We start from the raw sequence: 26,998 nt of genomic DNA, 5'->3' as shown, positions 1-26,998 counted from the left end.
ACCATTCGCCGCGAAGGGCGCATGGAATACTTGACCGCCGCGCTTGGTCTTCCTAAATCCGCATCGCGCGCTACGACCCAGCTGGGCGCGGCGCGAAGTCGCGGCTTGTAGCATACGCAAATGCGGTTGCGCGGGGAATCTGCAAGGGAGAGCGCGGATGCGCCTGAGCACGAAGGGACGTTACGCCGTGATGGCCATGACCGACCTCGCCCGCAAGCAGGACGAGGCGGAAGGGCGCGCGGTGGCGCTGGCCGAGATCGCCGCCCGCCAGCAGATCTCGCTGTCCTATCTGGAGCAGCTTTTCGCCCGCCTGCGCCGCAAGGGCCTGGTGGTCAGCGCCCGTGGCCCGGGCGGCGGCTATCGCCTGGCGGCCGACGCTCGCGCCACCCGCATCTCCGACATCGTCATGGCTGTCGACGAGCCGCTGCGCGCCACCCGCTGCGGCGTAGGCAAGAGCGGCCACAAGGGCTGCATGGCCGGCGGCGCCAAGTGCCTGACCCACGACCTCTGGGAGGAGATGGGCCGGCAGATCCATTCGTACCTGGCCTCGGTGACCGTCGCCGACGTGCTGGAAGGTCGTCTGCGACCGGAGGCGAAGGTCGCGGCGTGACCAGCAAGCCCGCCATCTATCTGGACTACAACGCGACCGCCCCGATCCGCCCCGAGGCGCGTGAGGCGGTGCTGCGCGCCTTCGACCTGGCCGGAAATCCCAGCTCGGTGCATGCCTCCGGCCGCGCCGCCCGCGACGTCGTCGAGACCGCCCGCAAGCAGGTGGGCGAACTGGTCGGCGTGGTCGCCGGCTCGGTCACCTTCGTCAGCGGCGGCACCGAAGCCAACGCCCTGGCCATCGAAAGCGCGGTCGCCTCGGGCGTGAAGCGTCTCGTCGTCAGCGCAATCGAGCACGACGCCGTGGTCGAGACCGCCGCCGCCAGCGGCGTCGCGGTCGAGGTGCTGCCGGTCGACGAGCACGGCGTTGCCGACCTTTCAAAGCTTCCGCAGCTGCTGGCGGGCGAGGGGCGGGCGCTGGTCTGCCTGATGCTGGCCAACAACGAGACGGGCGTCATCCAGCCGGTCGCCGAAGCCTCTGCGATCGTGCGCGCGTCCGACGGCCTGCTGCATGTCGACGCCGTGCAGGCGGCCGGCAAGATCGCCATCGACTTCTCCGCCCTGGGCGCAGACACCCTGGCGCTGTCGGCGCACAAGATCGGCGGCCCGCAGGGCGTCGGCGCGCTGGTCGCCGGCACGCGGGCCAATGTGGTGCGCAGGCAGCATGGCGGCGGCCAGGAGCGTGGCCGCCGTGCCGGCACCGAGAACGTCGCCGGTATTTCCGGTTTCGGCGCGGCCGCCGTCGCCGCCCTGCGGGACTTGCCCCAGGCGGCCGATCAGGGCATTTGGCGCGACGCCTTGGCCCAGCGGGTCAAGGACGCTGGCGGCGTGGTGCTCGGGGAGGGCCCACAAAGCGGCCTTGGGCGCCTGCCCCAAACTCTTTGTTTGGCCGCCGACGGCTTCGCCTCGCAGGTCCAGGTGATGAACCTGGATCTCGCCGGGGTGATGGTCAGCGCCGGCAGCGCCTGCTCGTCGGGCAAGGTCAAGGCCAGTCGCGTGGTCGAGGCCATGGGCCGTACCGATCTCGCCCCCTATGCGCTGCGCGTCAGCGGCGGCTGGGCGAGCACGGAACAGGATTGGATTGTGTGCGGCGACGCCTGGCTCGCCGCCTGGAAGCGTATCGGCGCACGGCGCCGGGAGGTGGCTTGATGGCCGCGGTCAAGGAAACGATCGACACCGTCGCAGCGCTCGAGAAATACGAGCACGGCTTTACGACCGATATCGACCAGGAGTTCGCCCCCAAGGGCCTCTCCGAGGACATCGTGCGCTTCATCTCGGCCAAGAAGGACGAGCCGGAGTGGATGCTGGAATGGCGCCTGGAGGCCTATCGCCGCTGGCTCGAGCTGGAAGAGCCTGACTGGGCCAAGGTCAGCTATCCGAAGATCGACTACCAGGACACCTACTACTACGCCGCGCCGAAGACCAAGGAAGGGCCCAAGAGCCTGGACGAGGTCGATCCCGAGCTGCTGGCCGTCTACGAGAAGCTGGGCATCCCCCTGAAGGAGCAGGCCGTGCTGGCCGGCGTCGAGGGCGCGCCGCGCTACGCCGTGGACGCAGTGTTCGATAGCGTGTCTGTCGTCACCACCTTCAAGAAGGAGCTGGCCCAGGCCGGCGTCATCTTCTGCTCGATGAGCGAGGCGATCCGTGAGCACCCGGAGCTGGTCAGGCAGTACCTGGGCAGCGTCGTGCCGACCTCGGACAACTATTTCGCCTGCCTCAACAGCGCGGTGTTCTCGGACGGCTCGTTCGTCTACGTGCCGCCGGGCGTGCGCTGCCCGATGGAGCTGTCGACCTATTTCCGGATCAACGCCAAGGATTCCGGCCAGTTCGAGCGCACCCTGATCATCGCCGACAAGGGCGCCTACGTCTCGTACCTGGAGGGCTGCACGGCCCCCATGCGCGACGAGAACCAGCTGCACGCGGCCGTGGTCGAGCTCGTCCTGCTGGACGACGCCGAGATCAAGTATTCCACCGTCCAGAACTGGTACCCGGGCGATCCGGAGACCGGCAAGGGCGGCATCTACAACTTCGTCACCAAGCGCGCCGACTGCCGCGGGGATCGTTCGAAGGTGTCGTGGACCCAGGTCGAGACCGGCTCGGCCATCACCTGGAAGTATCCGTCCTGCGTGCTGCGCGGCGAGGGCTCGTCGGGCGAGTTCTACTCGATCGCCGTGACCAACGGTCACCAGCAGGCCGACACCGGCACCAAGATGATCCACCTGGGCGCCAACACCAAGTCGCGGATCGTCGCCAAGGGCATCAGCGCGGGCAAGTCGACCAGCACCTATCGCGGCCTGGTCTCGGCCCACCCCAAGGCCAAGGGCGCGCGCAACTTCACCCAGTGCGACAGCTTGCTGATCGGCAAGACCTGCGCGGCCCACACCGTGCCCTATATCGAGGCCCGCAACGGCCAGTCGGTGTTCGAGCACGAGGCCACGACGACCCGCCTGTCAGACGACCAGCTGTTCTACTGCCAGCAGCGCGGGCTCAGCCAGGAAGAGGCCGTGGCCCTGCTGGTCAACGGCTTCGTGCGCGACGTGCTGCAACAACTGCCCATGGAGTTCGCCGTCGAGGCCCAGAAGCTCGTGGCGATTTCTCTCGAAGGATCCGTCGGTTAAATGCTTTCGATCAACAACCTCCACGCCCGCGTCGAAGACAAGCCGATCCTGAAGGGCGTCACGCTCGAGGTGCCGGCCGGCGAGGTGCACGCCATCATGGGTCCGAACGGCGCCGGCAAGTCGACGCTGTCCTACGTGCTGTCGGGCCGCGGCGGCTATGAAGTGACCGAAGGCTCGGCCAGCCTCAACGGCGAGGATCTCTTGGAGCTGGAGCCCAACGAACGGGCCGCCAAGGGCGTGTTCCTGTCGTTCCAGTATCCGCTGGAGATCCCGGGCGTGCCGGCCCTGACCTTCATCCGCACCGCCGTGAACGCCCAGCGCCGCGCCCGCGGCGAGGACGAGATCGCGGCCCCGGCCTTCCTGAAGCTGGCCAAGGAAAAGGCCGCCTCGCTGAAGATCGACTTCGAGATGCTCAAGCGCGGCCTGAACGTCGGCTTCTCGGGCGGCGAGAAGAAGCGGATGGAAATCTTCCAGATGGCGATGCTGTCGCCGAAGTTCCTGATCCTCGACGAGACGGACTCGGGCCTGGACATCGACGCGCTGAAGATCGTGTCGGAAGGCGTCAACGCCCTGCGCTCGCCTGAGCGCGGCATGCTGGTGATCACCCACTACCAGCGTCTGCTCGACTACATCAAACCCGACCGCGTGCACGTGTTGGCCGCCGGCCGCATCGTCGCCTCGGGCGGCCCGGAGCTGGCCCTGCAGCTGGAAGCCGAGGGCTACGACAAGTACGTCGGGGCCGCCGCGTGAGCCTTTCCTCCGTCCTGGAAGGCAGCGACCTGCCGTCGCGCCGTCACGAAGACTGGCGCTGGACCGACCTGCGCGGCCTGATCCGCATCGTGCCGCCGGTCTCGCCGGTGTTCTTTGACGTGATCAAGTCCGCCGGCCCGTTCGCGGGGCAGGCTGACGCCGAACTGATCATCGCCAACGGGCGCCAGAACTGGTGGCCGGGCGAAGACACCAAGACCGTCGAGTTCTTCGAGCACGACGCGCCGGACAATCCCTACGACCGGGCCAGCCTTCCGATGGCGGCGATCGCCGCCGACAACGCGATCGAGCCGCGGGCCTCGATCATCCAGTTCAACGGCGACGACGCGGCGAGCATTCGCTTCGTGTCCGCGACCGACGGCACCTCCCACCATGCTCGTCTCGGCGTCGTGGTGAAGGCCGGCGTGTCGGCCGTGCTGCTCGAAAGCCATGAAGGCCGCGGCGATCGCTACCTGGCCAACACCCTGATCGAGATCTTCCTCGAAGAGGGCGCCAAGCTGGAGCGCATCGTCCTGGCCGACGACGCGGCCGAGGCCGTCGCCGTGACGACGGCGGTCGTCAAGATCGCCGCCGGCGCGACCTTCAACCAGACCGTCCTGACCAGCGGCGCGCGTCGCCAGCGGATCGAGACCCATGTGGCGCATCCTGGCGCCCACGCCCAGGTGCGCCTGGACGGGATCTATCTGCTGAACGCCCAGCGCCACGCCGACCAGACCACTGTGGTCACCCACGGCGGCGTCGACGGCGTCACCAGCCAGCTGACCAAGGGCATGGTGGCCGACCAGGCTCGCGGCGTGTTTCAGGGCCGTATCATCGTCGCCGAAGGCGCCGACCAGACCGACGCGCGCATGGGCCACCACGCCCTTATCCTGTCGGACAAGGCCGAGGTCGACGCCAAGCCGGAACTGCTGATCTTCGCCGACGACGTCTCGTGCGCCCACGGCAACACGATCGGCGCCCTGGACGAGGAAGCGGTGTTCTACGCCCGCCAGCGCGGCATTCCCGAGCTGGAGGCCCGCGCCATGCTGACGCAGGCCTTCGTCGGCGAGGTGGTCGAGCGCATCGAGCACGACGGCGCCCGCCAGATCGCCGAGGCCTGGGTGGCCAAGCAGCTGGGGCGTGAAGAATGAGCGTGACCTTCGACCTCGACGCCATCCGCGCCCAGTTCCCGATCCTGTCGCGCACCGTGCACGGCAAGCCGCTGATCTATCTGGACAGCGCCGCCAGCGCCCAGAAGCCTGACGTGGTGCTGGACGCCATGACGGGCCTGGCCCGCACGTCCTACGCCAACGTCCATCGCGGCCTGCACACGCTGGCCAACGAAACGACGGAACTCTATGAAAAGGCGCGGGAAACCATCGCGCGCTTCATCAACGCCGACGTGGGCGAAATCGTCTACACCAAGAGCGCCACCGAGGCGGTGAACCTGGTGGCCGACACCTTCGGGCGCAGCTTGAAGGCCGGCGACGAGATCGTGCTCAGCGAGATGGAGCACCACGCCAACATCGTGCCCTGGCACTTCCTGCGCGAGCGCTACGGCGTCGTGCTGAAGTTCATTCCGGTGCTCGACGACGGCCGTCTCGACATGGAGGCCTATGCGGGCCTGTTGTCGGAAAAGACCAAAATGGTCGCCGTCACCCACATGTCGAACGTGCTGGGCACGGTCAACGATGTGGCGGAGATCGTGCGCCTGGCCCATGCGGCTGGCGCGCCGGTGCTGCTCGACGGCTGCCAGGGCGTCGTCCACACCAAGGTCGACGTCAAAGCGCTGGACGTCGATTTCTACGTCTTCAGCGGCCACAAGCTCTACGGCCCCACCGGCATCGGCGTGCTGTACGGCAAGGCCGAGCGCCTGGCGGCCCTGCCGCCCTACCAGGGCGGCGGCGAGATGATCGGTTCGGTCTCTCTGGACAAGATCACCTACGCCGACCCGCCGCACCGCTTCGAGGCCGGCACGCCGGCGATCCTGGAGGCCGTCGGCCTGGGGGCGGCCATCGAATGGCTGAACACCATCGACCGCGACGCGGCCCTGGCCCACGAGCACGCGCTGTACGAGCGGGTCGCCCAGCGCCTGGAAGGCGTCAACGGCGTGCGGATCCTGGGCACGGCCCCGGGCAAGGGCGCGGTGATGAGCTTCGTCGTCGAGGGCGCCCACGCCCACGACGTGGCCCAGGTGCTGGATCGCTACGGCGTGGCCGTGCGCGCCGGCACGCATTGCGCCGAGCCGTTGATGAAAAGGTTCGGGGTGACGTCGAGCGCCCGGGCTTCCTTCGCCCTATATAATACGCCTGCCGAGGCCGACGCGTTCGTGGACGCGCTGGACAAGGCCCGTAGCTTCTTCAGTTGAGCCGATGACCGACCAAGCCCCCGCCGCGACGGCCCTGTCCCAGGACGAGCTGAACCGCCTGACCGACCAGCTGATCGAGAAGCTGAAGACGGTGTACGACCCGGAAATCCCGGTCGACATCTACGAGCTCGGCTTGATCTACAAGGTCGACGTCAGCGACGACAAGGACGTGGCCATCGACATGACCCTGACCGCGCCTGGCTGCCCGGTGGCCGGCGACATGCCCGGCTGGGTCAAGGACGCCGTCATGGAGATCGAGGGCATCCGGTCGTGCAATGTCGACCTGACCTTCGATCCGCCGTGGGACTCTTCGCGCATGAGCGACGAGGCCAAGCTGCAGCTGAACATGTTCTAAGGCAGGAGCCCGCCATGGAAGCCGCCGTCAGCCCCCGTCCGCGTCGCCCGCGCCCCAAGGTCGTCACCCTGACCGACGCGGCGGCCGCGCGCGTGAAGGAAATCATGGATCGCGCCGATCAGCCCTATGCGGGCCTGCGCGTGGGCGTGAAGAACGGCGGCTGCGCGGGCCAGGAATACGTCTTCGAATACGCCAAGGAGAAGGGCCCCATCGACGAGGTCGTCGAGGACAAGGGCGTCACCATCCTGATCGAGCCCAAGGCCGTGCTGTTCCTGATCGGCACGCAGATCGACTACGAGATCAGCAAGCTGTCGTCGAAGTTCGTGTTCCATAACCCGAACGAGACCGACGCCTGCGGCTGCGGCGAGAGCGTCACGATCCAGCCCGCGCCGGAGGCGTTGGATTGACCTGGAAGCTGGGCGCCGCCCGGCGCGCATAGAGCGTCGTCGTCACGACCGACAGCGCGGCGCTGGCCGCCAGCATCCATAGCCCGACTGACTGCGCGCCGACCGGCGCGAGCAGCAGGCCAACGCCCAGAAAGTTCAGGGCGATCTTCGGGTGTTCGATCGGCGGGTAGTTGAAGTCCCGCCCGGGCAGCGCCTGCTGCAATCCGGCGACGACGAAGTTCCTGGCGATCAGCACCAGCGGAACGGCGATCCAGGCGCCAGGAAATGCTCCGGCCGCCATCAGGGCGCCGAGGCTGACCAGGGTCAGCAGACGGTCGGCCAGCAGGTCGAACATCGCCCCGAAGCTGGAGGTCAGGCCAAGGCGCCGGGCGATCCAGCCGTCTAGGACGTCGGTCAGCCCCGCGCCGAGGAACAGCGCCAGCGCGGCCCAGCCGGCATCGGCCAGCACGGCCCAGGCCATGAAGGGCAAGATCAGGATCCTGAGCGCGGTCAGCAGGTTGGGCAGCACGTCCGTCTCCCTAGAAGCAGCCTGAGGACCCTGTCGAGCAGGCGAGCACCAGCGCGGCGAAACCGGCCCATGGCAGCAGGGCGGGCAGGGCGCTGGGCGCGGCCCACAGCGCCCGTCCCTTCAGCATGAAGGCCGTCGCCGTCATGGACAGCAGCCAGGCCAGGCGCGCGGCGTGCGACAACGCCAGGAAGAGCGGGTCGCCTTCGCTCCAGATGTCGCGGGGCGATGGCCCGTGCGTGGCGGCCAGATGGAAGGCCGCCGAAGCCAGCGCCGTCGCATAGGTCAGGACCATGAGGACGGCGAAGCGCATGGCGTTATGCCGAAAGCGGCTCGGCTTCGGCCGGCTTCTTCTTCGGCGGATCGACCAGCACCGACGCCTTGACCGGCTGGCCGGTGGCCTCCGCGATCAGTTCGTTGGTGCGGTTCTCGACGGTGTTTTCGAGCAGCTTCATGAACTCGGCCTTCTGCAGGCCCTGGGGCAGGGCGGGCAGGAACTCGACTGTCGCCTGGCCCGGGGTCTTCTTCGCGTCCTGCTGCTTCCAGAAGCAGCCGAGGTTGGTGGCCACGGGCACCACCGGCAGGCCGAAGTCCTGGCTCATGTGATAGACGCCGGTGCGGTAGCGAAAGCGCTCGCCCGGGGCGGCCAGATGGCCTTCTGGATAGATCAGGATGCGACGCCCCTCGGCGGCGACCTGGGCGGCGCTCTTGGACAAAGCGGCGCGGGCCTCGGGGCCGCCGCAGCTGTCGACGACGATGGCGCCGAACTTCTTGAGGATGTTGCCCAGCAGTGGGAACTTCTCCAGGTGGTCGCCAGTGACGAAGGACAGGTTGTCGACATTGGCGAACATCACGAAGCCGTCGCCCCAGCTGTGGTGCTTGGCGGCGATGATGAAGGCGCCCTTGGGCAGGTTCTCCTGACCCTTCAGCTCGACCTTGACGCCCGCGAAGGTGCGCAGGGCCCACAGCATGCGCTTGGAATAGAGCCGCAGGGCGAAGGTCACCGGACGGCGGCCTGGGAGCAGGGCCGAGAGGGCGGCCGACAGGCCGTAGAAGATCGACAGAACCCAGTAGTAGGCGTTGAACAGCGCGCTGCGCATCGTTCGGTCCTTTGAAGGGCTTGGGCGGTTTGGGGTCAGCGGGCCTTGAGCACGGCCAGCACGGCCGCGGTCATCAGCGGAGCATGGGCCGAAAGGGCGTCGTCGCCCAGGCGGCCATAGGCCTTGTTCTGGGCGGTCTGGGTGATGACGCCGATGGCCATGGCGGCCACGACGCGGGGGTCCCCCGGCGGCAGCTCCATCTTCATCATGGCGTACTTGATGATGGTCTCGACCAGGGTGACCGGATCGCGGCCGTCATCCTGATAGTAGGGCAGGAAATGATGCAGTTGCAGCAGGTGAAACGAGAACAGGGTCCAGTCCTCGTCGGCGGCCGTGCAGTAGGCCTTGACCAGGGCGGCGGCCTTGGCCGCGACGCCGTGCACGGCGCCAGCTTCGGTCTCGATCAGGTCGGACAGGCGCTTGTGCGCGGCCATGAACAGGCCGATGGCCAGTTCGTCCTTGCTCTTCCAGTGGCGATAGATCGCGCCCTCCGAGACCTCGGCGCGGGCGGCGATCAGCTTGGTCGTGGCGCCGTCGACGCCGTGGGCGGCGAAGACCTCGAGGGCGGCGCGTTCGATGCGGGGCTTGGCGCTCATGCAACCGACGTTACCGCAAAAACGACGACACGCAAGTAAATGCTCACATACTGATGGCGACAATTGACGGACGCGGCGGACGCAGCCATTCACGGCCATGGTCCAGACGGTTCTGATCTATTCGATGGGCGAGGTGATCGGCGACGGCCTGATCAAGCTGCCCTTCATCGCCGGCCTGCGCGCTGCGTTTCCCGACGCGCGGATCACCTGGTGCGCGGCCAAGGGCGACACCGTCTACGACGGCCCGCTGAAGCGGGTGGTGGCCGGCTACATAGACGAAATCCTCAAGGACGGTGTCACCGGCGTGGGCGCGCTGGACGTGCTGCCATGGGTCAAGCCGTTCGGCGGCCGGACTTTCGACCTCGTCGTCGACACCCAGGAAAACCTGCGCCGCAGCCTGGTGGCCCGCCGCGCCTCCAGGGGGCGGTTCGTCTCGGCGGCCATGCAGGCCCGCAAGCCCGACTGGCCGCCGGCCGTGGTCGATCGGCTGGCGCGGCTGCTCAGCATGGCCAGTGACGGGCAGGGGGCGCTTCGGCCCTTGACCCTGACCGAGCGCGACGCCAACGCGGCAGCCGCGGCCCTGCTGCCCGAAGGGCCTACATATATCGGCCTAGCGCCCGGCGCCGGCGGCCAGGAAAAGCGCTGGCCGCTGGAAAGCTACCTGGATCTCGCCCGCGCCCAACAGGCGGCGGGCCGAACCCCGGTGTTCTTCTTTGGTCCCGACGAGGCCGCCGATGCGGCGGTCACGCGGGCGGGGGTCCCGGGCGCCCTGTTTCCCGAGGCCGACCGCACGGACGGCTATCCCGGCGTCAAGGGCCCGATCCTGGCCATCGCCCTGGCCGGACGCCTCTCCGCCGCGGTGGCCAACGACGCCGGGCCAGGGCACATGCTGGCCGCCGGCGGCGCGCCGTTGCTGTCGCTGCAACTGAACCGCCGCAAGGCGGTCAAGTTCAGGCCCGCGGCCCGCCGTCTTGAGATGCTATGCGCCGAGGACTACGGAGAGGGCATGCCCGCCTTGCCGCCCCAGGCGGTGAAAGCAGCCCTCGACACGCTGATCGCCGGAGCTTCCTGATGTCCATCCTCGCCCCCATTTCCGCCGGCGAGCTCGTCGACAAGATCACCATCCTGCGCGTCAAGGCCGAGCGCATCGGCGATGCCGCCAAGGAGGCCAATGTCCGCAAGGAACTGGCCCTGCTGGAAGGCATCGCCGCCGCCGCCCTGGCGCCGAGCGTCGAGCTCGATGCGCTGACCGCCGAGCTTACGGCCATCAACGCAGCCCTGTGGGACGTCGAGGACGGCAAGCGCGCCTGCGAGCGCAATCAGACCTTCGGCCCGGAATTCGTGGAGCTGGCCCGCCGCGTCTACATGGACAACGACAAGCGCGCGGCCGTGAAGCGCCAGATCAATGAACTGGCGGGCTCGGACATCGTCGAGGAAAAGAGCCACAAGCCGTACTGATTTCGTAGAAAAATCAGCTATCTATCCAGAAAACATGAGGGGGATTTCGCGCCGAGCGAGCGCCCCTTCTTCTTGCGTCCCGCCGTCAACGCGCCGACGGCAGGAATGGCGGAACGCGGGCCTGGAGCAACGCCACCAGGGCATCGTCCATGAAGTCGTACTCGTCGGGAATACCAAGGCATACCACCTTGGCGCGAAGATGCTTGCGGTACTTCTTCGACAGCTTGTTTCGATGCGTCTTCTCCATGACGAAGATGACGTCGGCCCAGGCCACGTTCTCCGGCGTCACGGGATTTTCTGCATCGTTGTTGAGGCCGGCCGAGTCGACCTCGATGCCCGGCCAGCGCGAAAACACCTGCTCGGCGGTGGGGCTGCGAAGCTTGTTCTGGCTGCAGACGAAAAGCACGTTCATCGCCACAGTCTAGCTTGGCTTCATCGCCCCTTGAAGGCCGCCGGGCGCTTCTGCAGGAAGGCGCTGACGCCCTCGATGAAGTCCTCGGTCTTGCCGCTGGCGCGCTGGGCGTGGCGCTCGGCGTGCAGTTGGCCGACCCAGTCGGCGTCCAGGCTGTTCCAGACCAGGCGGCGGATCTCGCCAAGCGAGGCGGGGCCCTCGGCCAGGGCGCGGGCCAGTTCCAGGGCCTTGGGCATCAGCTCCGCGTCAGGGACGCAGCGGTTGATCAGGCCCCAGTCCAGCGCCGTGGCCGCCGGTATCTTGTCGCCCAGCAGCATCATCTCCATGGCCCGCGCCTTGCCGACCAAGCGCGGCAGCAGATAGGTCGAGCCGCCGTCGGGCACGAGGCCGATGCGGCGGAAGGCTTGCAGGAAGTAGGCGCTGTCGGCGGCGACCACGATGTCGCCGAGTAGGGCCAGGGAGCAGCCGATGCCGGCGGCCGGACCGTTGACAGCGGTGACGATCGGTAGCGGGAAGTCGCGCAGCAAGGTGACCAGCGGGTTGTAGACGCTTTCCAGCGCCGCGCCCGCGTCTGGCTTGCCGTCCGGGTCCATGGGTCGGCCGGCGGTCGAGCCCGCCGAGAGATTGGCGCCCGAGCAGAAGCCTCGCCCTTCACCGGTCAGGATCACCGCCCGAGCCTGAACCTTTCCTGCGGCGACCGCGCCGAAGGCCTGGGCCAGTTCGCGGGCGACCTCGGGGCTGGCGGCGTTCAGGGTGGCGGGGTCGGACAGGGTGACGACGGCCACGCCGTCTTGGGTTTCCAGGCGGATCTTGTCGTAAGCCATCAGGTCCTCCGGGCGTCTTTGCGCGCCTGGACGCCAGCTAGGCGCGACTGTCCCTGCGGAACGCAAGAGCCGCCGGCGCCAGAAGCGCCGACGGCTCTCTCAAACCCGGTTCTCTGGAGAAGAACGGGTATTCCTTCAGGCGGCGTTGGCCGACTCTGACTGGGTGTCGGCGGCGGTCACGCGGTTGCGGCCGCTGCGCTTGGAGGCGTAGAGCGCCGCGTCGGCGCGCTCCATGACCGAGTGGCCGGTCTCGCCCTTGCGGCGCTCGGCGAAGCCCGACGACAGGGTGATGGCGCCCAGGTCCTCGTTGGTCGAACGGCGCTTGAGCATGCGCGAGGAGACTTCGACGCGGATCTCTTCCAGCGTGGCGCCGACGATGGCGGCGGCTTCGCCCGGGAAGATCATCGCGAATTCCTCGCCGCCGTAGCGCGCGGCGAAGCGGGGCAGGGCGGCGACGCGGCCGATGACGCTGGCGACATAGCGGATCACCTGGTCGCCCGTCTGGTGGCCCCAGGTGTCGTTGAAGCCCTTGAAGTGGTCGATGTCGAGCACGGCCAGGCAGATGGCCGAACCGGCTTCGTCGGCTTCGGCGCAGGCGCGCTCCAGCTCTTCGTCGAAGGCCTTGCGGTTGGCGAGGTTGGTCAGGCCGTCGGTGGTGGCGTCGCGGCGGACCTGCTCGAGATGCTCGCGCAGGCGATCGACCTCGGCGGTGGATTCGGCCAGACGGGTCTCGAGGGCCTTGTTCTCCTTGGCGACGCGACGCGTGGCGTCGGCCAGGCTGGAGACCACGGCCTTGATGCCTTCGACGCCGGTCGGGGCGTCCAGATCCTTGGAGACGCCAGCGAGGGTCTTGCCGAAGGCGGCGTTGGTCTTCTGGGCGTTCTGAATGGCCTTAGAGACCGACTCCAGCTCCTTGGAGAGCAGGTCGCCGGCGTCGCGGATCTGTTCGTTGAGGCGAGCCTTGGGCAGGTAGGCCGCGGCGAGTTCCTCGCTCAGCATCTCGGTGATGGGCTCGCCCATCGAGATCAGGCGGGTGATCTCGCGCGCCAGGGCGCCGTCGGGATCGGCCACATAGTGGGTCCAGAGTTCGAAGTTCAGCGCGGTCGGCCAGATCTGGTGACGTTCCATCAGATCGAGGGCCCGACGGGCGATCTTGTAGGCTTCCGGGCCGCGCAGCGTGGTCTCGACGTCCGACATCATTCATTCCCCCGCCGATCCGGGCTTCTCCCAGACCGATCGCTTACGCGGCGAGCATAAGCACGAGAGTTCAAACGAGCGGTTAAGGCTGCGCGGGGGTGCTTGCGCCCGTCACAACTCCAAAGCATTCTGAACGCTGATAAGATGAGCCGAGAGGCCGTTTTCGGGAGAGACGCCGCATGAACGCCCCCGCCAATCTCGGCCATGAGGCCGCCAAGGCCGGCCTTGAGGTCCTGCTCCAGCGACAGAAGGCCGCGCATCTGCGCGACGGCGCGCCGCCCGTCGAGCGCCGGATCGACTGGCTGAACCGCTGCATCGCGCTGCTCGTCGACCACGAGGCGCAGATCGCCCAGGCGGTCGGCGACGACTTCGGCGTGCGCTCGAAGGACGCCACGGCCCTGACCGACGTCGCCGGTTCGATCGGCCCGCTCAAGCATGCCCGCGACCACGTGCGCAAATGGATGAAGACCGAGAAGCGCCGCACGACGCCGGCGCTGCTGGGCCTGTTCGGCGCCAAGGCCGAGGTGCGCTGGCAGCCCAAGGGCGTGGTCGGGGTGATCAGCCCCTGGAACTTTCCGGTCAACCTGACCTTCGCGCCGCTGGCCGGGGTGCTGTCGGCCGGCAATCGGGCCATGATCAAGCCGTCGGAATACACGCCCGCGACCTCCGACCTGCTGAAGGCGATGTTCGCCAAGGCCTTCGACGAGGACGAGATCGCCGTCGTCACCGGCGGTCCGGAAATCGGCCAGGCCTTCGCGGGGCTGGCCTTCGACCACCTGCTGTTCACCGGCGCGACCTCGGTGGCCAGGCACGTGATGCGGGCCGCGGCCGAGAACCTGGTGCCGGTGACGTTGGAACTGGGCGGCAAGAGCCCGGTGATCCTGTCGCGCGGCGCCGACCTGGAAACCGCCGCCGCCCGGGTGATGGCGGGCAAGACGCTGAACGCCGGCCAGATCTGCCTCGCGCCCGACTACGTGCTGGCCCCTGCCGAGGACGTCGACCGCTTCGTCGAGGCCGCCCGCGCGGCGGTGGCGAAGAGCTTCCCGACCCTGAAGGACAACCCCGACTACACTGCCCTGGTGGCCCAGCGGCACTACGACCGGGTCAAGGACTATATCGACGACGCCAGGGCCAAGGGCGGCAAGGTGGTCGAGCTCAACCCGGCCGGCGAGGACTTCTCCCAGCAGCAGCACCGCAAGATCCCGCCGACCCTTATCCTCAAGCCGACCGACGACATGGCGGTGATGCAGGAGGAGATCTTCGGACCGCTGCTGCCGGTGAAGGCCTACGACCGCATCGAGGACGCCATCGACTACGTCAACGGCCGCGACCGGCCGCTGGCGCTATACTGGTTCGGAACCGACGAGGCCGAGCGCGAGCGGGTGCTGGCCGCCACGACCAGCGGCGGGGCCACGGTCAACGACGTGATCTTCCACGTGGCCCAGGAGGATCTGCCGTTCGGCGGCGTCGGTCCGGCCGGCATGGGCGCCTATCACGGCCACGACGGCTTCCGCGAGTTCAGCCACCGCAAGGCGGTGTTCCACCAGCTGAAGAAGGACATCGGGCCGATGCTGGCCCTGCGCCCTCCCTATGGTGAGGGCATCCGCAAGTATCTGGCCGGCCAGATCAAGCGATAGCGGCCTGAACCAGTGGTCGCCGAACGAGAATCATCAGTCTTAGGGCTGCATGGCTCAGCTCGCCGCCTTTGACATCGTCGATGAACGTCAGGCCCTGCCCGTCAGGGAGATGGCGACGCTTCGCCATGCGTTCTTCAATCGAGGCGAGGAGGGGCGCTCGCCGCTCGTGGAGGCCGACGAGCCCCTGCCGGCGCCGCACCTGGTGCGGGATCCGGCGGCGGCTTGGCCGTTTCCGTCGGACACTCCGCCCGAGGCCCGCGAGCCGGATATCTGCCATGTTCGCGACGTCGACTGGTTCCCCGCCTATGGCGTGCTCGCCGGGCCTGGCGGCCGCGTCCTTCGGTCGGCCAGCGGCGAGGCGCTGCATCGATGGCCGGATCTGGCGCCTGTCGCCGAACTGATGGCGCGCAGGCCGAGCATGACCATCGAGCGCGGCGTGGTGTTCATGCCCTGGGGCGGCGGCTTCAACTACGGACACTTCCTGCTCGACGCGATGCCGTCGATGCTGGCCGCCGTCGAGCACGGGTTCGCCAGCGGCGCGCCGGTGCTCGCGCCGCCCTTGAAGTCCTGGCAGAGAAACCTCCTGGCAGCGGCGTTTCCCGAATGCGAGGTGCGGGAGGTTCGGGGGCGCAGGATCCGCCTCGATCAGTCAGCCTACGCCACCAGCATGGATCACTTTCTTCACGCGCCCACCGCGCTGGTGCGCCGGGTGGCCGAGCGGGTCGTGGCGACCGCCCCCGAAGGTCCCGTCAGCGGGCGGCGGGTCTATCTGTCGCGCCGCAGCCAGTCGATGCGGGTGATGGTCAACGAAGCCGCGCTTGAGGAGGCCCTGCGCAGGCGCGGCTTTCTGATCGTGCGGCCCGAACGCATGTCGGCGCTGGCCCAGGTGGCCTTGATGCGCGATGCTGAGGTCGTTGTAGGCGCATCCGGCGCGGCCTTGGCCAACGCCCTGTTCCTGCGGCGCGGCGCCCGGGTGATCGAAGTGCAGCCGGCCAACTTCACCAGCCGCTGGGTATGGGCGGCCTGTCGCCAGGTCGGAGTCGAATGGCGCGGCCTTGTATGCCCGTCGCCGGCCGATCCCCGGGAAGCCTCATGGCTGTCGAGGGCCCGTCGCGGCTTCCGCTTCGCCTATCGGCCGCCGCTGGACGAGCTTCTGGAGTTCATCGACGCGGCGCTTTGAGCCGGAGGTTCAACGTCCCTCGGCCCACAGATCCAGCGGCTGATGCCGTTCGTGGCGGATGACGGCGAAATAGCCGGCCACGCCCAGCAGGATCCCGGCGATCGCGCCGCCGATGAAGCCCGCGGGCGTGGCGAACCACAGGGTCAGCACCGTCAGGGCGACGGCGACGCCGACGATCGACCAGCGCACGAAGACGCTGAAGGCGTGATAGGTGCGCTCGTGCACCAGCAGTTCGGGATCGGATTGCAGGGGCGTGAAATCGGCCATGGCGGTTCCTCCGAAGTCTTCGGGAAAAACGCGCGGAGCCGCCTCTAGCGACGCGACTGTCGGCAAAGAAAAAGCCGGCGGCTCCGTGGGAGCACGCCGGCCAATCTACGCCTTTTCGGGGCGCTCGTCAGTCCTGGTCGATCAGTCCTCGACCTTGGCCAGCTTCGGCGGGGCGCGAAGCAGGAAGGCGGGAATGTCGTTGCCGAAGCCGACGACGCGGCGGTCGTCGTCGTCGTCACGGGCCCGGACGGGCTGGACGCCGCGAACAGGCATCGGCGGGCGTTCGCGCGACGGGCGCGGCGCGGGGGCGGCTTCCTCGACCGGAGCGGCCTCGACCGTTTGGGCGGCGGCGCGGTCGCGCGTGCGTTCACGGCGCGGCTTGCGCTCGCGTTCCGGACGCTCGGCGCGTTCGGCCGGGACTTCCGACGCGGCCTCGACGGCGACGGTTTCCACGACTTCGGCTTCCGGAGCCGCTTCGGCGCGGTCGCGACGGCCGCGGCCCGGACGCTCGCTGCGTTCGCCGCGCTCACGGCCCGGGCGCTCGCCACGGCCGCGGCGGCGGTCGCCTTCGCGCGGCACGGTGACGGCGTTGGTGTAGTCGACGTCGATGACTTCCTCGTCGGGCGTCGAGCCGATCAGCTTGACGACCTTGTCGAAGCCCTTGTCGTCAGCGGGGGTGACCAGCATGTAGGCGACGCCCGAACGGCCGGCGCGGCCCGTGCGGCCGATCCGGTGCACGTAGTCGTCGGCGTGGTGCGGCACGTCGTAGTTGAAGACGTGGCTGACGGCCGGGATGTCGAGGCCGCGGGCGGCCACGTCCGAGGCCACCAGGATCTTCAGCGCGCCCGAGCGGAAGTCGGCCAGGGTCTTCATGCGCTGGCTCTGGTCGAGGTCGCCGTGAATGGCGGCGGCGTCGAAGCCGTGCACCTTCAGCGACTTGGCGACGATGTCGACTTCGGTCTTGCGGTTGCAGAAGACGATGCCGGTTTCAGGCGCGGCCTTCTCCACGATGGTGCGCAGAGCCAGGCGCTTGGCCTTGGGGTCGGAGGAGGGAACCTTGACCAGCAGCTGGGTGATGTTGGCGTTGGTGGTGGCCGGCTTGGCCACTTCGATACGGACCGGATCGCGCAGGAACTGCTTGGTCAGGCGCGTGATTTCCGGCGGCATGGTCGCCGAGAAGAACAGGGTCTGCTTCTTCGGCGGCGTCAGTTTGAAGATGCGCTCGATGTCGGGGATGAAGCCCATGTCGAGCATGCGGTCGGCTTCGTCGACCACCAGGAACTGCACGCCGGTCATCAGCAGCTTGCCGCGCTCGAAGTGGTCGAGCAGGCGGCCCGGGGTGGCGATCAGCACGTCGACGCCGCGGTCGAGCTTCTTTTCCTGGTCGCCGAACGAGACGCCGCCGATCAGCAGCGCCCACGAGAGCTTGGTGCCCTTGGCGTACTTCTCGAAACTGGAGGCGACCTGGTCGGCCAGTTCGCGGGTCGGGGCGATGACCAGGGCGCGCGGCATGCGGGCCTTGGCTCGGCCCGAGGCGAGCTTGTCGATCAGGGGCAGGGTGAAGGCGGCGGTCTTGCCGGTGCCGGTCTGGGCGATGCCCAGAACATCCTGGCCGGCGAGGGCGACGGGGATCGCCTGGGCCTGGATCGGCGTGGCGGTCGTGTAGCCGGTGTCGGCGACCGCTTGAAGGGTCGTGGGCGAAAGCCCGAGGTCGGAAAATTCGGTCATGTCACGCTGGTCTGGACTCGGAGCCGCCCGTGCTTGGGCGAGCGGGCGGCGCGGATTCGCCAGACCTGCTCCGAAGGTGCGGATAAATAGGCGCAATCGCCGCAAAGTCAATCTTTGCGGGGCCTGCCGGAACTTCAGATGGGACGGGGAGCGGCGAGGTCAAGAGCGAGCGCCGCCCCGATCCTTCCCCCGAAGGACCAAACCAGGACACCGGAGCCGTCGGCATCGTCCTGGCGGAGCGGCGCTCGCCTCGGCGCCGCCAAAGGGGAGGAAGACGGCGCTGATAAATTACTACTGGATTGGTATGGATTCGATCGCCTCAGTTTTTCTGAAGCCGTCGTCAGCTGGCTCCGCCTATTGGTGCGCATGATGCTCGCCATCGCGCTTGCGAGCAGGCGCAGCTTTTCTGGCGGGGGCCGTTCGCACGCCGCCAGTGTCGTCCTTGCGTTCGACGGGGGCGGGCGAGACGCGCGCCGCCGGGGCGGCTTCGAACTTCAGCAGAAGGAAACGGGCCATGCGGATCGCCTCTAAAGCTCGTGGGGAAGGAGATCTTAGTTACGCTCGGCGACGGATTTCAGATTGGACAGACCCGTCTCGAAATCGCGGCCGATCATCTTGTCCATGTTGAAGACAAGGCCCATCAGCCGCGAGACGTAGGGCGCCGGCCCAGACATCGCCCAGGTCACGCGGGTGGCGTCGCCGACCGGCTCGGCGGTGAAAGCGGCCGTGTTGCTGGCCTTGAAGGGCTTTTCGAAGTCCAGCGCGACAGCGACTTCGCGGCTGGTCGCCGAGACGATGCGCATGCGGCCGGTCCCGGCCTTCCTGCCGGCCCAGGCATAGGTGGCGCCAACGCCGCGTTCGGCGCCGCCGTAGGTGCGTTGCAGGTCGGCGTCGAGGGCCTCGTAGGGCGACCAGGCGCGCCAGCCCTTGAAGTCGGACACGTAGACCAGAACCGCTTCTGGCGGGGCGTTGACCAGCACCGAGCGCTCGACGCGGAAGACGGGCGGACGCAGGGCGGCGGCGACCAGCAGGCCGGCCACGGCCAGAACCAGTACGGCGGCGAGGATCTTCAACATCGGGCGGCTCCTTGAGCGTGGCCCGTTCCGGGCCGTTCGCCACAAGGACGCGCGGCGGATCAGCCGTCCGACACCGTCGCGCGATTTTTCTCGCTCTCGGCCTGCAGTCGGTCGAGATGCTGGCGGATGTGGGCGGCTTCGGCGGCGCCGCCGGCCAGGGCGATGGCCTGATGGAAGGCCTCGCGGGCGGCCTCGTCGCGGCCCAGCTGCAGGTTCAGCGCGCCCAGCAGCCCGTGGAAATGGAAATAGCCGGCCAGGCGCTCCTCCAAGGGAGCGATCATGTCCAGCGCCGCCTGCGGGCCGGCGACCTTGGAGACCGCGACAGCGCGGTTGAGGCTGACGACCGGGGAGGGGGTCATGCGCTCCAGGGCGGCGTAGAGGTGATCGATCTGGGCCCAGTCGGTGTCTTCGGCGCGCTCGGCCCGCCCATGCAGGGCGGCGATGGCGGCCTGCACCTGGTAGGGGCCGGGCTGGCGGTGGCGCATGGCCTTGTCGATCAGCGCCAGGCCTTCGGCGATCATCGCCGCGTCCCACAGGCCGCGATCCTGGTCATCGAGCAGCACGATCAGGCCGTCGGCGTCGAGGCGGGCCGGCGTGCGGGCGTGTTGCAGCAGCATCAGCGCCGTCAGGCCCATGACCTCCGGCTCAGCGGGAAACAGCCGCAGCAGCAGGCGCGACAGCCGCAACGCCTCGTGGCACAGCGGCCGGCGCGCGTCGGCTTCGGCGCCGCCGGCCGAATAGCCTTCGTTGAACACCAGGTAGACCATGGCCATCACGGTCAGCAGCCGCTCGGCGCGCTCGGTGGGACTAGGCGCCTCGAACGGCGTGTCGCCCTTGGCCACGCGGGCCTTGGCGCGGGTTATCCGCTGCTCCATGGCGCTTTCGCCGACCAGGAAGGCGCGGGCGATCTGGCGCACCGACAGGCCTGACACGATGCGCAGCGCCAGGGCGATCTGCTGGGTGGCCGGCAGGTCCGGATGGCAGCAGACGAACAGCAGCCGCAGGATGTCGTCCCGGTAGTCGGCGCCGTCCAGCCGCTCGGCCAGCGCGGTCTCGGCGTCATCGAGGCCGGCGGCCAGGTCGGTCAGCACCTCGTCGGACGGCAGGGCGGTCTGGCGGCTTCGCCTGCGGCCGGCGTCGACGCCGCTGTTGCGACCCACCAGGATCAGCCAGGCGGTGGGATCGCGGGGCGGACCCTTGTCGGGCCAGGACTTGAGGGCCCGCAGGCAGGCGTCCTGATAAGCTTCCTCGGCCGTGTCGAGGTCGCGGAAATAGCGCAGCAGCGCCGCCATGGCCCGTGGGCGCGCCGAAACCAGCGCGGCGTCGATCCAGTCCGGGTCGCTCACGGGCGCGCTCCGTGAACGGCGTTCGATTTCCACGAGGTCGCGACAGGACGAATTTCGTAGCAGCCGCCTGGATTTGCCGCCGCAAGTTCACGCGCGATCGCCGTAGCTTCGGCCAGGTCAGTGCAATCGACCAGATAGAAGCCCAGCAACTGCTCCTTGGTCTCGGCGAACGGTCCGTCGACCAGCAGCGGCGGCTCGCGGTCCTTGCGCAGCGTCACGGCCGTCGTGGTTGGCAGCAGGCGCGCCGAAAGGCTCAGGCGGCCTTGGCCGGCCAGATCGTCTCGCACGGCCGCCAGTCGCGCCATCACAGCCTCGTCATGCGCCGGGCTCCATGCGCCGACGACGTCTTCCATGTGATAGCAGAGAATGGCGTACAGCATCCGACCAGCTCCAACGGCCACAGCGCCGTGAGCCAAGGACGTCGCGACGCGCCGAGCACCGACACCGGCGACGAAGAAAATGCGCTGTTGGCGTGCAGTGAAATCGGCGCTCCAGATCGGGGGCTGGACAATATTTCTGATAATATTCCTTAGGCGATAGAGATTGATGCGAAACCGGAGATCGCCCGGTCAGGAAAATATTCCCATCCCTCAGCGTCTCATTGCTCGCGGAAGCTCCTGAATAGCCGCTGCTCCAACGGCTCCAGCAGGTACTGCAGCGCCGTGCGCTTGCGTAGTGGCGCGACGACCTCGACCGGCAGCCCGGCTTTCAGCGCCGGCGCTTCCCGGCCCGGCTGCTTCAGCGCGGCCAGTTCCTCTGGCGGCACGGCGACCTCGGCGCGGAAATAGCGCGCGCCGGTCTTCTCGTCGGTGAAGCCGTCGGCCGACAGCTTGGTGACCGTGCCCTGCAGCAGCGGCAGCTGACGGTCGTGGAACGCGGTCAGCTTGACGTCGGCGCTCTGGCCCACATGGACGTCGTCGGCGTCGTTCGGCGACACTCGGGCCTCGATGACCAGCGGCGCGCGCTGGGGCACGATCTCCATCAGGACGTCGCCGGGCGCGGCGACGCCGCCGACCGTGAACACCTTCAGGCCCACGACCTGGCCCGAGGCCGGGGCGCGGACCATGCCGCGCGACAGCTGGTCGCGCGCGGCGGCCAATCGGGGTTTGAGGTCGTTCAGCTCGATCTCGGACTGGCGCAGGTCGGCGATCACCTCGTCCATATGCTCGCGGTCGCCCTGCAGGGCCTGCATGCGGGTCTCGCCGATACCCTCGCGGGCGCTGGCGGCCTGGGCGCGATAGGCGCCGTCCGTGCCCACCAGATCGGCCGCGGCCCGTTCGAGCGCCCTCACCCGCGTCATCGGCGCATAGCCCTGTGCGGCCAGCTTGCGCATGCCTTCCAGTTCCTCGCCGATCAGCCGCTGCTGCTCGCGATTGGCGGCGAGCTGGCGGTTGTAGCCGTTGATCTGCTCGGCCAACTGGCTGGCGCGCTCGCCCAGCACGCCGCGCCGCGAGGCCAAGGCGGCGCGCTGGGCGGCCAGCTGACGGCGTTCCAGGCCCATGGCCTCGTCGGCCAGCGCCTGGTCCTCGGCCGGCAGGCCGGCGAAGGCGACCGGCGTGATCGGCGCGGCCAGGCCGTCGCGCTCGGCGATCAACCGCGCCCGGCGCGCCTCGACGGCGAACACCCGGGCGGCCAGCGCCCGCTCCTGCGCCCGGACCTCCTGGACGTTCAGCTCGAGCAGAACCTGGCCTTGCTTGACCTTGTCGCCCTCCTGCACGCGCAGGGCCGAGATCACTCCGCCCTCGCGGTGCTGCACGGCCTGGCGGCTGCCGGACACCACGACCACCCCTTGCGCGTAGGCGCCGGCGTCGAGCGGCGCGAAGGCCGCCCAGCCCAGGAAGCCGACGAAGAACGCGCCGGCGGCGGCCAGGCCGACCCGGAGCTCCCAATGGGCGCCGTCGGCCGGCCCCTGCTCCTTGTAGGCCTCGACCGTCACCAGGGCGCCGGGCTTATGGATGGCGAGCGAACCGGTCATGACGTCACCCCGAAACCCGAAGATCGGACGAAGCGTTGGCCGGGCGCGGCAGTCCGGCCACCCTCGCCTCCAGCGCCTGAAGCACCTCGCGACGCGGGCCATAGAGGTCCATGGCGCCGTCGCGCAGCACCAGCAGCTTGTCGGCCACGCCCAGGATGTTGAGGCGATGGGCGATGACCACCAGGGCCGCCCCCCTCGCCTTCTGGGCCGCGATCGCATGCTCCAGCGCCGTCTCGCCCTCGAAGTCGAGGTTGGAGTTGGGCTCGTCGAAGACGAACACCTGAGGCGAGCCATACAGCGCCCGGGCCAGGGCCAGGCGCTGGGCCTGGCCGGCCGACACCCCTGCCCCGCCCGGTCCCAGCTGAGTGTCGTAGGCCTGCGGCAGGCGCAGGATCATCTCGTGCGCGCCAGCCGCCGTCGCCGCCGCCACGGCCCGCTCGTCGATCTCGCGCGGGTCGCTCTCGATGATGCTGGCGAAGCGGGCGATGTTCTCCTTCACCGTGCCGGCGAACAGGCCGCAGTTCTGCGGCAGGTAGCCGATGTGGGCGGCCAGGCGCTCGGACTGCCAGTCGGCTAGGTCGGCGCCATCGATGCGCACGCAGCCCAGGTCCGGCGTCAGCGCCCCGACCAGCACCCTGGCCAGGGTGGTCTTGCCCGCTCCGCTGGGACCGACGACGCCGATGATCTCGCCCGGATTGAGGTCGAAGGACACCCCGCGCAGGATCATGCCCGAGCCGTCGGGCGTGCGGACGCCGGCCTGCTCGGCGCGCAGCCGGCCCTTGGGCTCGGGCAGCAGCGTGCGGGCCGGCGTAGCCGGGGCCCGTTCGAAGAGATCGACCAGGGTGCGCAGGCCGTCGCGAGCCTGGATCACGTTTTTCCAGGCGCCGACGATCTGCTCGACGGGCGCCAGGCTGCGGCTGAGCAGGATCGAGGCGGCGATGACGCCGCCAGCCGAGATCTCATGGCGCACGGCCAGCCAGGCGCCGGTTCCCAGCGCCAGCGACTGCAGGGTCAGCCGCAGGAAGCGGATGAGGCCGGTATAGACCCCGCCGGTGAACTGGGCGTCGGCCTGCAGGCCGACGGCTTCGCGCCGGTCGAGCAGCTGGCGCACGATCAGCGGCTCGCGCATGCCCAGCGCCTTGACGAGGCCGCCCTGGCTGGCGATCGCCTCCTGCGTCGCATAGGCCTGGGCCGAGGCTTCGTTGAGAGCCTCCAGCTTGCCGCGGGTGGCCTGCTCGTTGAGGATGGCCAGGATCAGCAGCGCCCCCGCCCCGATCACCGAGATCACGCCCAGTATGGGGTGCAGCACGAAGCAGAGCGCCAGGTAGATCGGGGTCCAGGGCGCATCCAGCATCGCCGTGGCGGCGGAGCCGGAGACGACGTTGCGGAAGGCGTCGAATTCTCGCATCGCCTGGCGCAGTCGCGGTCCGGCGTCGGGGCCCAGCCCTCCGGTCAGCCGGGTCAGCACCTCTGGCGCCAGCAGGCGGTCGAGGCGCAGGCCGAGCCGCACCAGGATGCGCTGGCGAAGGCTGTCCAGCACGGCCAGGGTGGCCAGGGCGCAGACGACAGCGACCGTCAGAAACGCAAGCGACAGGAGCCCGCTGGTCGGCAGGACCCTGTCGTAGATCTGCAGCATGTAGAGGGTCGGCGCCAGGTAGAGGATGTTGACCAGGGCGCTGAAACCGGCGGCGATCAGCAGATGCCGCCGGCAGGTCCTGAAGGCGTCGGCCAGCGGCTCGGGAAGGACGCGCCGTCCCGAGCCTCTCGCCCTATCCGCGCCGCCCCGCCCGCTCATGCGAGGACATCCTCGTGGTAGCGGGTCAGCATGGTCACGAACAGATGGTCGTCGGCGTCGCCGGCGAAGGTCATGCCGCTGATCGTGCCGTTGTTGTTGTAGTCGTCGAGGGCGGTGTGCAGCGCCGCGCCGGAACCTTGCCAGGCCGCGCTGCTTTGCTTGATCACCGGACCGTTGAAGTCGGCGACCCCGTCATGATTGGCGTCGGCGTACTGCTGCAGCCAGTCGATCGCCTGGTTCATCTTGGCGGCGGGACTGTTCGGGTCGAGCGGGTCGCCCGAAGCGTTGCCCGCCTCGAAGTTCAGCCAGGCGGCGATGACGTCGCGACCCAGGACGTAGCGGGCGTCCTGCGAGGGCTTCTGCGAGGCGTCGATGACCTTCAGCGCCATGGCCAGCGACATCTTGAGGGTGTCCTCGCCGAAGTCGGTGATCCCGTTGCCGTTGTCGTCGCCCAGCAGGATGTAGCGCTCCTCCTTGTTGCTGCTGCCGGGGTCGGGGCCGTCCATGATGCCGTTGTTGAAGGCCAAGAGCTCGCCGTCGGGGAACCCTGGGCCGGACTTGGTCTCGTTGCCCACGGTGCCGTCCCAGAAGGTCAGGCCGTTGGGCGACAGCCAGAAGCCGGGAGTGCGAACGCCCACGCTGTCGATCAGGCCGTAGTAGTAGGCCAGGTCATGGTCGCTGGCCGTGCCGCCCGAATAGGTCCCCGACGCGGTGGCGTCGTTGACGTGCTGGCCCGCGGTCCAGGGCGCGGTGATCTGGAACTCGGTGCTGGCGCCGACCGCCAGGTTCCCGAGCGCTCGGGCGGTGCCCGCCGCCGCGCCGTTCAGGTCGAACACCGAGTCCGTGACCGAGGCGTTGGTCAGGGTCACGTTGCCGGTGTTGGTGACCACGAACTTGAAGGCGATGCTGGCGCTGGAGGTGGCGATCGGCCCCAGCGGACTGTCCGCGTCGTCCCAGGTCGCGCCGCCGTCGATCGAGACGTACTTCTCGATGTCGATGGTCGCCCTCTGCAGCACGGGCACGCTGGCGTCGTCGGTGTCTGGGCCGGTCTGGTTGGAGTCGGCCGTGGCCGTGTTCTCCAGCTGTCCGTCGCCGCCGCCGTTGGAGTCCAGTTCGCCTTGCGAGACGGTGTGCGTGGCGGTGTAGCCCCACACCTCGCCCACTTCGAGCAGGCCGTCGTTGTCGCCGCTGATGTCGGCGCCGCGGACCAGGGATCCGGCGTCGGCATAGGGGTCGGTGACGGTGACGCCGTCCAGCGTGGTGTTGCCGGTGTTGGTGACGCTGATCGTGTAGCTGATCAGTTCGCCAGCCGCATCGGCCGTGCCGCCGGGCACCGTCGCATCCTTGACGATGTTCAGGCTGGGCCGGCGATCGACGGGCACGCTGGCGTCGTCGGTGTCGGGTCCAGTCTGGTTGGAGTCGGCGGTGGCGGTGTTTTCCAGTGCGCCGTTGCCGTCGCCGTTGGAGTCGATCTCGCCTTGCGTGACCGTATGCTTGGCCGTGTAGCCCCAGGTTTCGCCGACCTCCAGCAGGCCGTCATTGTCGCCGACGACGTCGGCGCCTCGGACGATCGAGCCCGCGTCGGCATAGGGGTCCGTCACCGTCACGCCGTCCAGCGTCGTGTTGCCGGTGTTGGCCACGGTGATGACGTAGCTGATCTGCTCGCCGGCCGCGTCGGCCGTACCGCCGGGGACGGTGGCGTCCTTGGTGATGTTCAGGCTCGGGCGGCGATCGACGGGCACGCTGGCGTCGTCGGTGTCGGGCCCGGTCTGATTGGAGTCGGCCGTGGCGGTGTTCTCCAGGGCGCCGTTGCCGTCGCCGTTGGAGTCGATCTCGCCTTGGGTGACGGTGTGCTTGGCCGTGTAGCCCCAGGTTTCACCGACCTCCAGCAGGCCGTCATTGTCGCCCACCACGTCGGCGCCGCGCACGATCGAGCCCGCGTCGGCATAGGGGTCCGTCACCGTCACGCCGTCCAGCGTCGTGTTGCCGGTGTTGGCCACGGTGATGACGTAGCTGATCTGTTCTCCAGCCGCGTCCGCGGTTCCTCCCGGGACGGTGGCGTCCTTGGTGATGTTCAGGCTCGGGCGGCGATCGACGGGCACGCTGGCGTCGTCGGTGTCCGGTCCAGTCTGATTGGAGTCGGCCGTGGCGGTGTTCTCCAGGGCGCCGTTGCCGTCGCCGTTGGAGTCGATCTCGCCTTGGGTGACGGTGTGCTTGGCCGTGTAGCCCCAGGTTTCGCCGACCTCCAGCAGGCCGTCATTGTCGCCCACCACGTCGGCGCCTCGGACGATCGAGCCCGCGTCGGCATAGGGGTCGGTCACCGTCACGCCGTCCAGCGTGGTGTTGCCGGTGTTGGCCACGGTGATGACGTAGCTGATCTGTTCTCCGGCCGCGTCGGCGGTTCCTCCCGGGACGGTGGCGTCCTTGGTGATGTTCAGGCTGGGCCGGCGATCAACCGGGACGCTGGCGTCGTCGGTGTCGGGCCCGGTCTGGTTGGAGTCGGCGGTGGCGGTGTTCTCCAGGGCGCCGTTGCCGTCGCCGTTGGAGTCGATCTCGCCTTGCGTGACGGTGTGCTTGGCGGTGTAGCCCCAGGCTTCACCGACCTCCAGCAGGCCGTCATTGTCGCCCACCACGTCGGCGCCGCGCACGATCGAGCCCGCGTCGGCATAGGGGTCGGTCACCGTCACGCCGTCCAGCGTCGTGTTGCCGGTGTTGGCCACGGTGATGACGTAGCTGATCTGTTCTCCAGCCGCGTCCGCGGTTCCTCCCGGGACGGTGGCGTCCTTGGTGATGTTCAGGCT

General features: G+C 68.7%; 28 protein-coding genes. 12 read left to right on the top strand and 16 right to left on the bottom strand.

Features of this window, described 5'->3' with window-relative positions; all coding sequences use genetic code 11:
- Positions 1 to 157: 157 nt before the first annotated feature.
- Genes DDF62_RS23390 through DDF62_RS23355 form a run of 8 tightly spaced genes read left to right on the top strand, consistent with a single transcriptional unit; the run spans position 158 to position 7,101 of the window.
- Positions 158 to 610 carry an Rrf2 family transcriptional regulator gene (locus tag DDF62_RS23390; protein ID WP_101711976.1) on the top strand — a complete coding sequence of 151 codons (453 nt, stop codon included), beginning with the start codon at positions 158 to 160 and terminating at the stop codon, positions 608 to 610.
- Positions 607 to 1,755, top strand: a complete 1,149-nt coding sequence (locus DDF62_RS23385) for a cysteine desulfurase family protein (protein WP_116491342.1) — start codon at positions 607 to 609, stop codon at positions 1,753 to 1,755. The genes DDF62_RS23390 and DDF62_RS23385 overlap by 4 nt, the downstream gene beginning before the upstream one ends.
- Positions 1,755 to 3,224: a Fe-S cluster assembly protein SufB gene (gene sufB / locus DDF62_RS23380; protein ID WP_109099781.1), complete on the top strand. Its 1,470-nt coding sequence runs from the start codon at positions 1,755 to 1,757 to the stop codon at positions 3,222 to 3,224. Before DDF62_RS23385 ends, sufB begins: the two co-directional genes overlap by 1 nt.
- Entirely contained in the window at positions 3,225 to 3,974 is a 750-nt protein-coding gene (gene sufC / locus DDF62_RS23375) for a Fe-S cluster assembly ATPase SufC (protein WP_101711973.1), read from the top strand. It abuts the gene before it with no gap.
- A complete protein-coding gene (gene sufD, locus DDF62_RS23370) occupies positions 3,971 to 5,122 on the top strand; it encodes a Fe-S cluster assembly protein SufD (protein ID WP_244286928.1) in 1,152 nt (383 codons plus the stop codon). Before sufC ends, sufD begins: the two co-directional genes overlap by 4 nt.
- A complete protein-coding gene (locus tag DDF62_RS23365) occupies positions 5,119 to 6,339 on the top strand; it encodes an aminotransferase class V-fold PLP-dependent enzyme (RefSeq protein ID WP_116491341.1) in 1,221 nt (406 codons plus the stop codon). The genes sufD and DDF62_RS23365 overlap by 4 nt, the downstream gene beginning before the upstream one ends.
- 4 nt (positions 6,340 to 6,343) lie before the next feature.
- Positions 6,344 to 6,694: an SUF system Fe-S cluster assembly protein gene (locus DDF62_RS23360; RefSeq protein WP_116491340.1), complete on the top strand. Its 351-nt coding sequence runs from the start codon at positions 6,344 to 6,346 to the stop codon at positions 6,692 to 6,694.
- Between the two features lie 14 nt (positions 6,695 to 6,708).
- Positions 6,709 to 7,101: a HesB/IscA family protein gene (locus DDF62_RS23355; RefSeq protein ID WP_116491339.1), complete on the top strand. Its 393-nt coding sequence runs from the start codon at positions 6,709 to 6,711 to the stop codon at positions 7,099 to 7,101.
- Here the strand turns inward: DDF62_RS23355 and DDF62_RS23350 are convergent.
- From DDF62_RS23350 to DDF62_RS23335, 4 genes are read right to left on the bottom strand one after another with little or no spacing between them, the layout of a single operon-like run.
- Complete coding sequence (locus tag DDF62_RS23350; RefSeq protein ID WP_116491338.1) at positions 7,067 to 7,609, bottom strand: CDP-alcohol phosphatidyltransferase family protein; 543 nt, start codon at positions 7,607 to 7,609, stop codon at positions 7,067 to 7,069. The two genes, DDF62_RS23355 and DDF62_RS23350, sit on opposite strands and share 35 nt — an antisense overlap.
- A gap of 10 nt (positions 7,610 to 7,619) precedes the next feature.
- Positions 7,620 to 7,919, bottom strand: a complete 300-nt coding sequence (locus tag DDF62_RS23345; RefSeq protein ID WP_116491337.1) for a hypothetical protein — start codon at positions 7,917 to 7,919, stop codon at positions 7,620 to 7,622.
- Positions 7,920 to 7,923: 4 nt separating this feature from the next.
- The gene (locus DDF62_RS23340; protein WP_116491336.1) at positions 7,924 to 8,706 is read right to left on the bottom strand and encodes a lysophospholipid acyltransferase family protein; all 783 of its coding nucleotides are present in this window, start codon (positions 8,704 to 8,706) and stop codon (positions 7,924 to 7,926) included.
- Between the two features lie 35 nt (positions 8,707 to 8,741).
- On the bottom strand, positions 8,742 to 9,302 hold the full coding sequence (locus tag DDF62_RS23335) for a TetR/AcrR family transcriptional regulator (RefSeq protein WP_116491335.1): 561 nt from the start codon (positions 9,300 to 9,302) through the stop codon (positions 8,742 to 8,744).
- Positions 9,303 to 9,399: 97 nt separating this feature from the next.
- Between DDF62_RS23335 and DDF62_RS23330 the strand changes: the two genes are divergently transcribed.
- Together DDF62_RS23330 and DDF62_RS23325 are read left to right on the top strand one after the other, a co-directional pair.
- Positions 9,400 to 10,374 (top strand): glycosyltransferase family 9 protein, encoded by a 975-nt coding sequence (locus tag DDF62_RS23330; RefSeq protein ID WP_116491334.1) that lies wholly within the window; start codon positions 9,400 to 9,402, stop codon positions 10,372 to 10,374.
- Entirely contained in the window at positions 10,374 to 10,760 is a 387-nt protein-coding gene (locus tag DDF62_RS23325; protein WP_116491333.1) for a DUF6165 family protein, read from the top strand. Before DDF62_RS23330 ends, DDF62_RS23325 begins: the two co-directional genes overlap by 1 nt.
- A gap of 85 nt (positions 10,761 to 10,845) precedes the next feature.
- Here DDF62_RS23325 and DDF62_RS23320 read toward each other — a convergent pair whose 3' ends face one another.
- The 3 genes from DDF62_RS23320 to DDF62_RS23310 all read right to left on the bottom strand — a co-directional run bounded on the left by DDF62_RS23320 (position 10,846) and on the right by DDF62_RS23310 (position 13,193).
- A complete protein-coding gene (locus tag DDF62_RS23320) occupies positions 10,846 to 11,172 on the bottom strand; it encodes a low molecular weight protein tyrosine phosphatase family protein (protein ID WP_116491332.1) in 327 nt (108 codons plus the stop codon).
- A gap of 20 nt (positions 11,173 to 11,192) precedes the next feature.
- Positions 11,193 to 11,996: an enoyl-CoA hydratase/isomerase gene (locus DDF62_RS23315; protein ID WP_116491331.1), complete on the bottom strand. Its 804-nt coding sequence runs from the start codon at positions 11,994 to 11,996 to the stop codon at positions 11,193 to 11,195.
- Between the two features lie 135 nt (positions 11,997 to 12,131).
- On the bottom strand, positions 12,132 to 13,193 hold the full coding sequence (locus DDF62_RS23310) for a GGDEF domain-containing protein (protein ID WP_116491564.1): 1,062 nt from the start codon (positions 13,191 to 13,193) through the stop codon (positions 12,132 to 12,134).
- 179 nt (positions 13,194 to 13,372) lie between these two features.
- Here DDF62_RS23310 and DDF62_RS23305 point away from each other — a divergent pair, with 179 nt between their 5' ends.
- The gene (locus DDF62_RS23305; RefSeq protein WP_116491330.1) at positions 13,373 to 14,830 is read left to right on the top strand and encodes a coniferyl aldehyde dehydrogenase; all 1,458 of its coding nucleotides are present in this window, start codon (positions 13,373 to 13,375) and stop codon (positions 14,828 to 14,830) included.
- 49 nt (positions 14,831 to 14,879) lie between these two features.
- Entirely contained in the window at positions 14,880 to 16,010 is a 1,131-nt protein-coding gene (locus DDF62_RS23300; RefSeq protein ID WP_116491329.1) for a glycosyltransferase family 61 protein, read from the top strand.
- 9 nt (positions 16,011 to 16,019) lie between these two features.
- Here the strand turns inward: DDF62_RS23300 and DDF62_RS23295 are convergent, their stop codons facing one another.
- The 9 genes from DDF62_RS23295 to DDF62_RS23260 all read right to left on the bottom strand — a co-directional run.
- Positions 16,020 to 16,277 (bottom strand): aa3-type cytochrome c oxidase subunit IV, encoded by a 258-nt coding sequence (locus DDF62_RS23295; protein WP_116491328.1) that lies wholly within the window; start codon positions 16,275 to 16,277, stop codon positions 16,020 to 16,022.
- Positions 16,278 to 16,418: 141 nt separating this feature from the next.
- Positions 16,419 to 18,005 (bottom strand): DEAD/DEAH box helicase, encoded by a 1,587-nt coding sequence (locus tag DDF62_RS23290; RefSeq protein WP_116491327.1) that lies wholly within the window; start codon positions 18,003 to 18,005, stop codon positions 16,419 to 16,421.
- A 354-nt stretch (positions 18,006 to 18,359) separates the two neighbouring features.
- Complete coding sequence (locus tag DDF62_RS25780; protein ID WP_165832362.1) at positions 18,360 to 18,521, bottom strand: hypothetical protein; 162 nt, start codon at positions 18,519 to 18,521, stop codon at positions 18,360 to 18,362.
- Between the two features lie 35 nt (positions 18,522 to 18,556).
- On the bottom strand, positions 18,557 to 19,081 hold the full coding sequence (locus tag DDF62_RS23285) for an SRPBCC family protein (RefSeq protein ID WP_116491326.1): 525 nt from the start codon (positions 19,079 to 19,081) through the stop codon (positions 18,557 to 18,559).
- Between the two features lie 59 nt (positions 19,082 to 19,140).
- Positions 19,141 to 20,427 (bottom strand): RNA polymerase sigma factor, encoded by a 1,287-nt coding sequence (locus DDF62_RS23280; protein ID WP_116491325.1) that lies wholly within the window; start codon positions 20,425 to 20,427, stop codon positions 19,141 to 19,143.
- Positions 20,424 to 20,807 carry a YciI family protein gene (locus DDF62_RS23275; protein ID WP_116491324.1) on the bottom strand — a complete coding sequence of 128 codons (384 nt, stop codon included), beginning with the start codon at positions 20,805 to 20,807 and terminating at the stop codon, positions 20,424 to 20,426. Before DDF62_RS23275 ends, DDF62_RS23280 begins: the two co-directional genes overlap by 4 nt.
- Positions 20,808 to 21,025: 218 nt before the next feature.
- Positions 21,026 to 22,402, bottom strand: coding sequence for an HlyD family type I secretion periplasmic adaptor subunit (locus DDF62_RS23270; RefSeq protein ID WP_116491323.1), 1,377 nt, complete (start codon positions 22,400 to 22,402; stop codon positions 21,026 to 21,028).
- A 4-nt stretch (positions 22,403 to 22,406) separates the two neighbouring features.
- Positions 22,407 to 24,197: a type I secretion system permease/ATPase gene (locus DDF62_RS23265; protein ID WP_116491322.1), complete on the bottom strand. Its 1,791-nt coding sequence runs from the start codon at positions 24,195 to 24,197 to the stop codon at positions 22,407 to 22,409.
- Positions 24,194 to 26,998 (bottom strand): beta strand repeat-containing protein (locus tag DDF62_RS23260; RefSeq protein WP_116491321.1); only part of this gene is annotated, 2,805 nt, incomplete at its 5' end. The genes DDF62_RS23265 and DDF62_RS23260, both read right to left, overlap by 4 nt.

Source organism: Caulobacter radicis, assembly GCF_003094615.1.
GTDB classification, from domain to species: domain Bacteria; phylum Pseudomonadota; class Alphaproteobacteria; order Caulobacterales; family Caulobacteraceae; genus Caulobacter; species Caulobacter radicis.
Note: the sequence above shows the minus strand (reverse complement) of the source record. Positions and strands in the feature narration are given on the sequence as shown.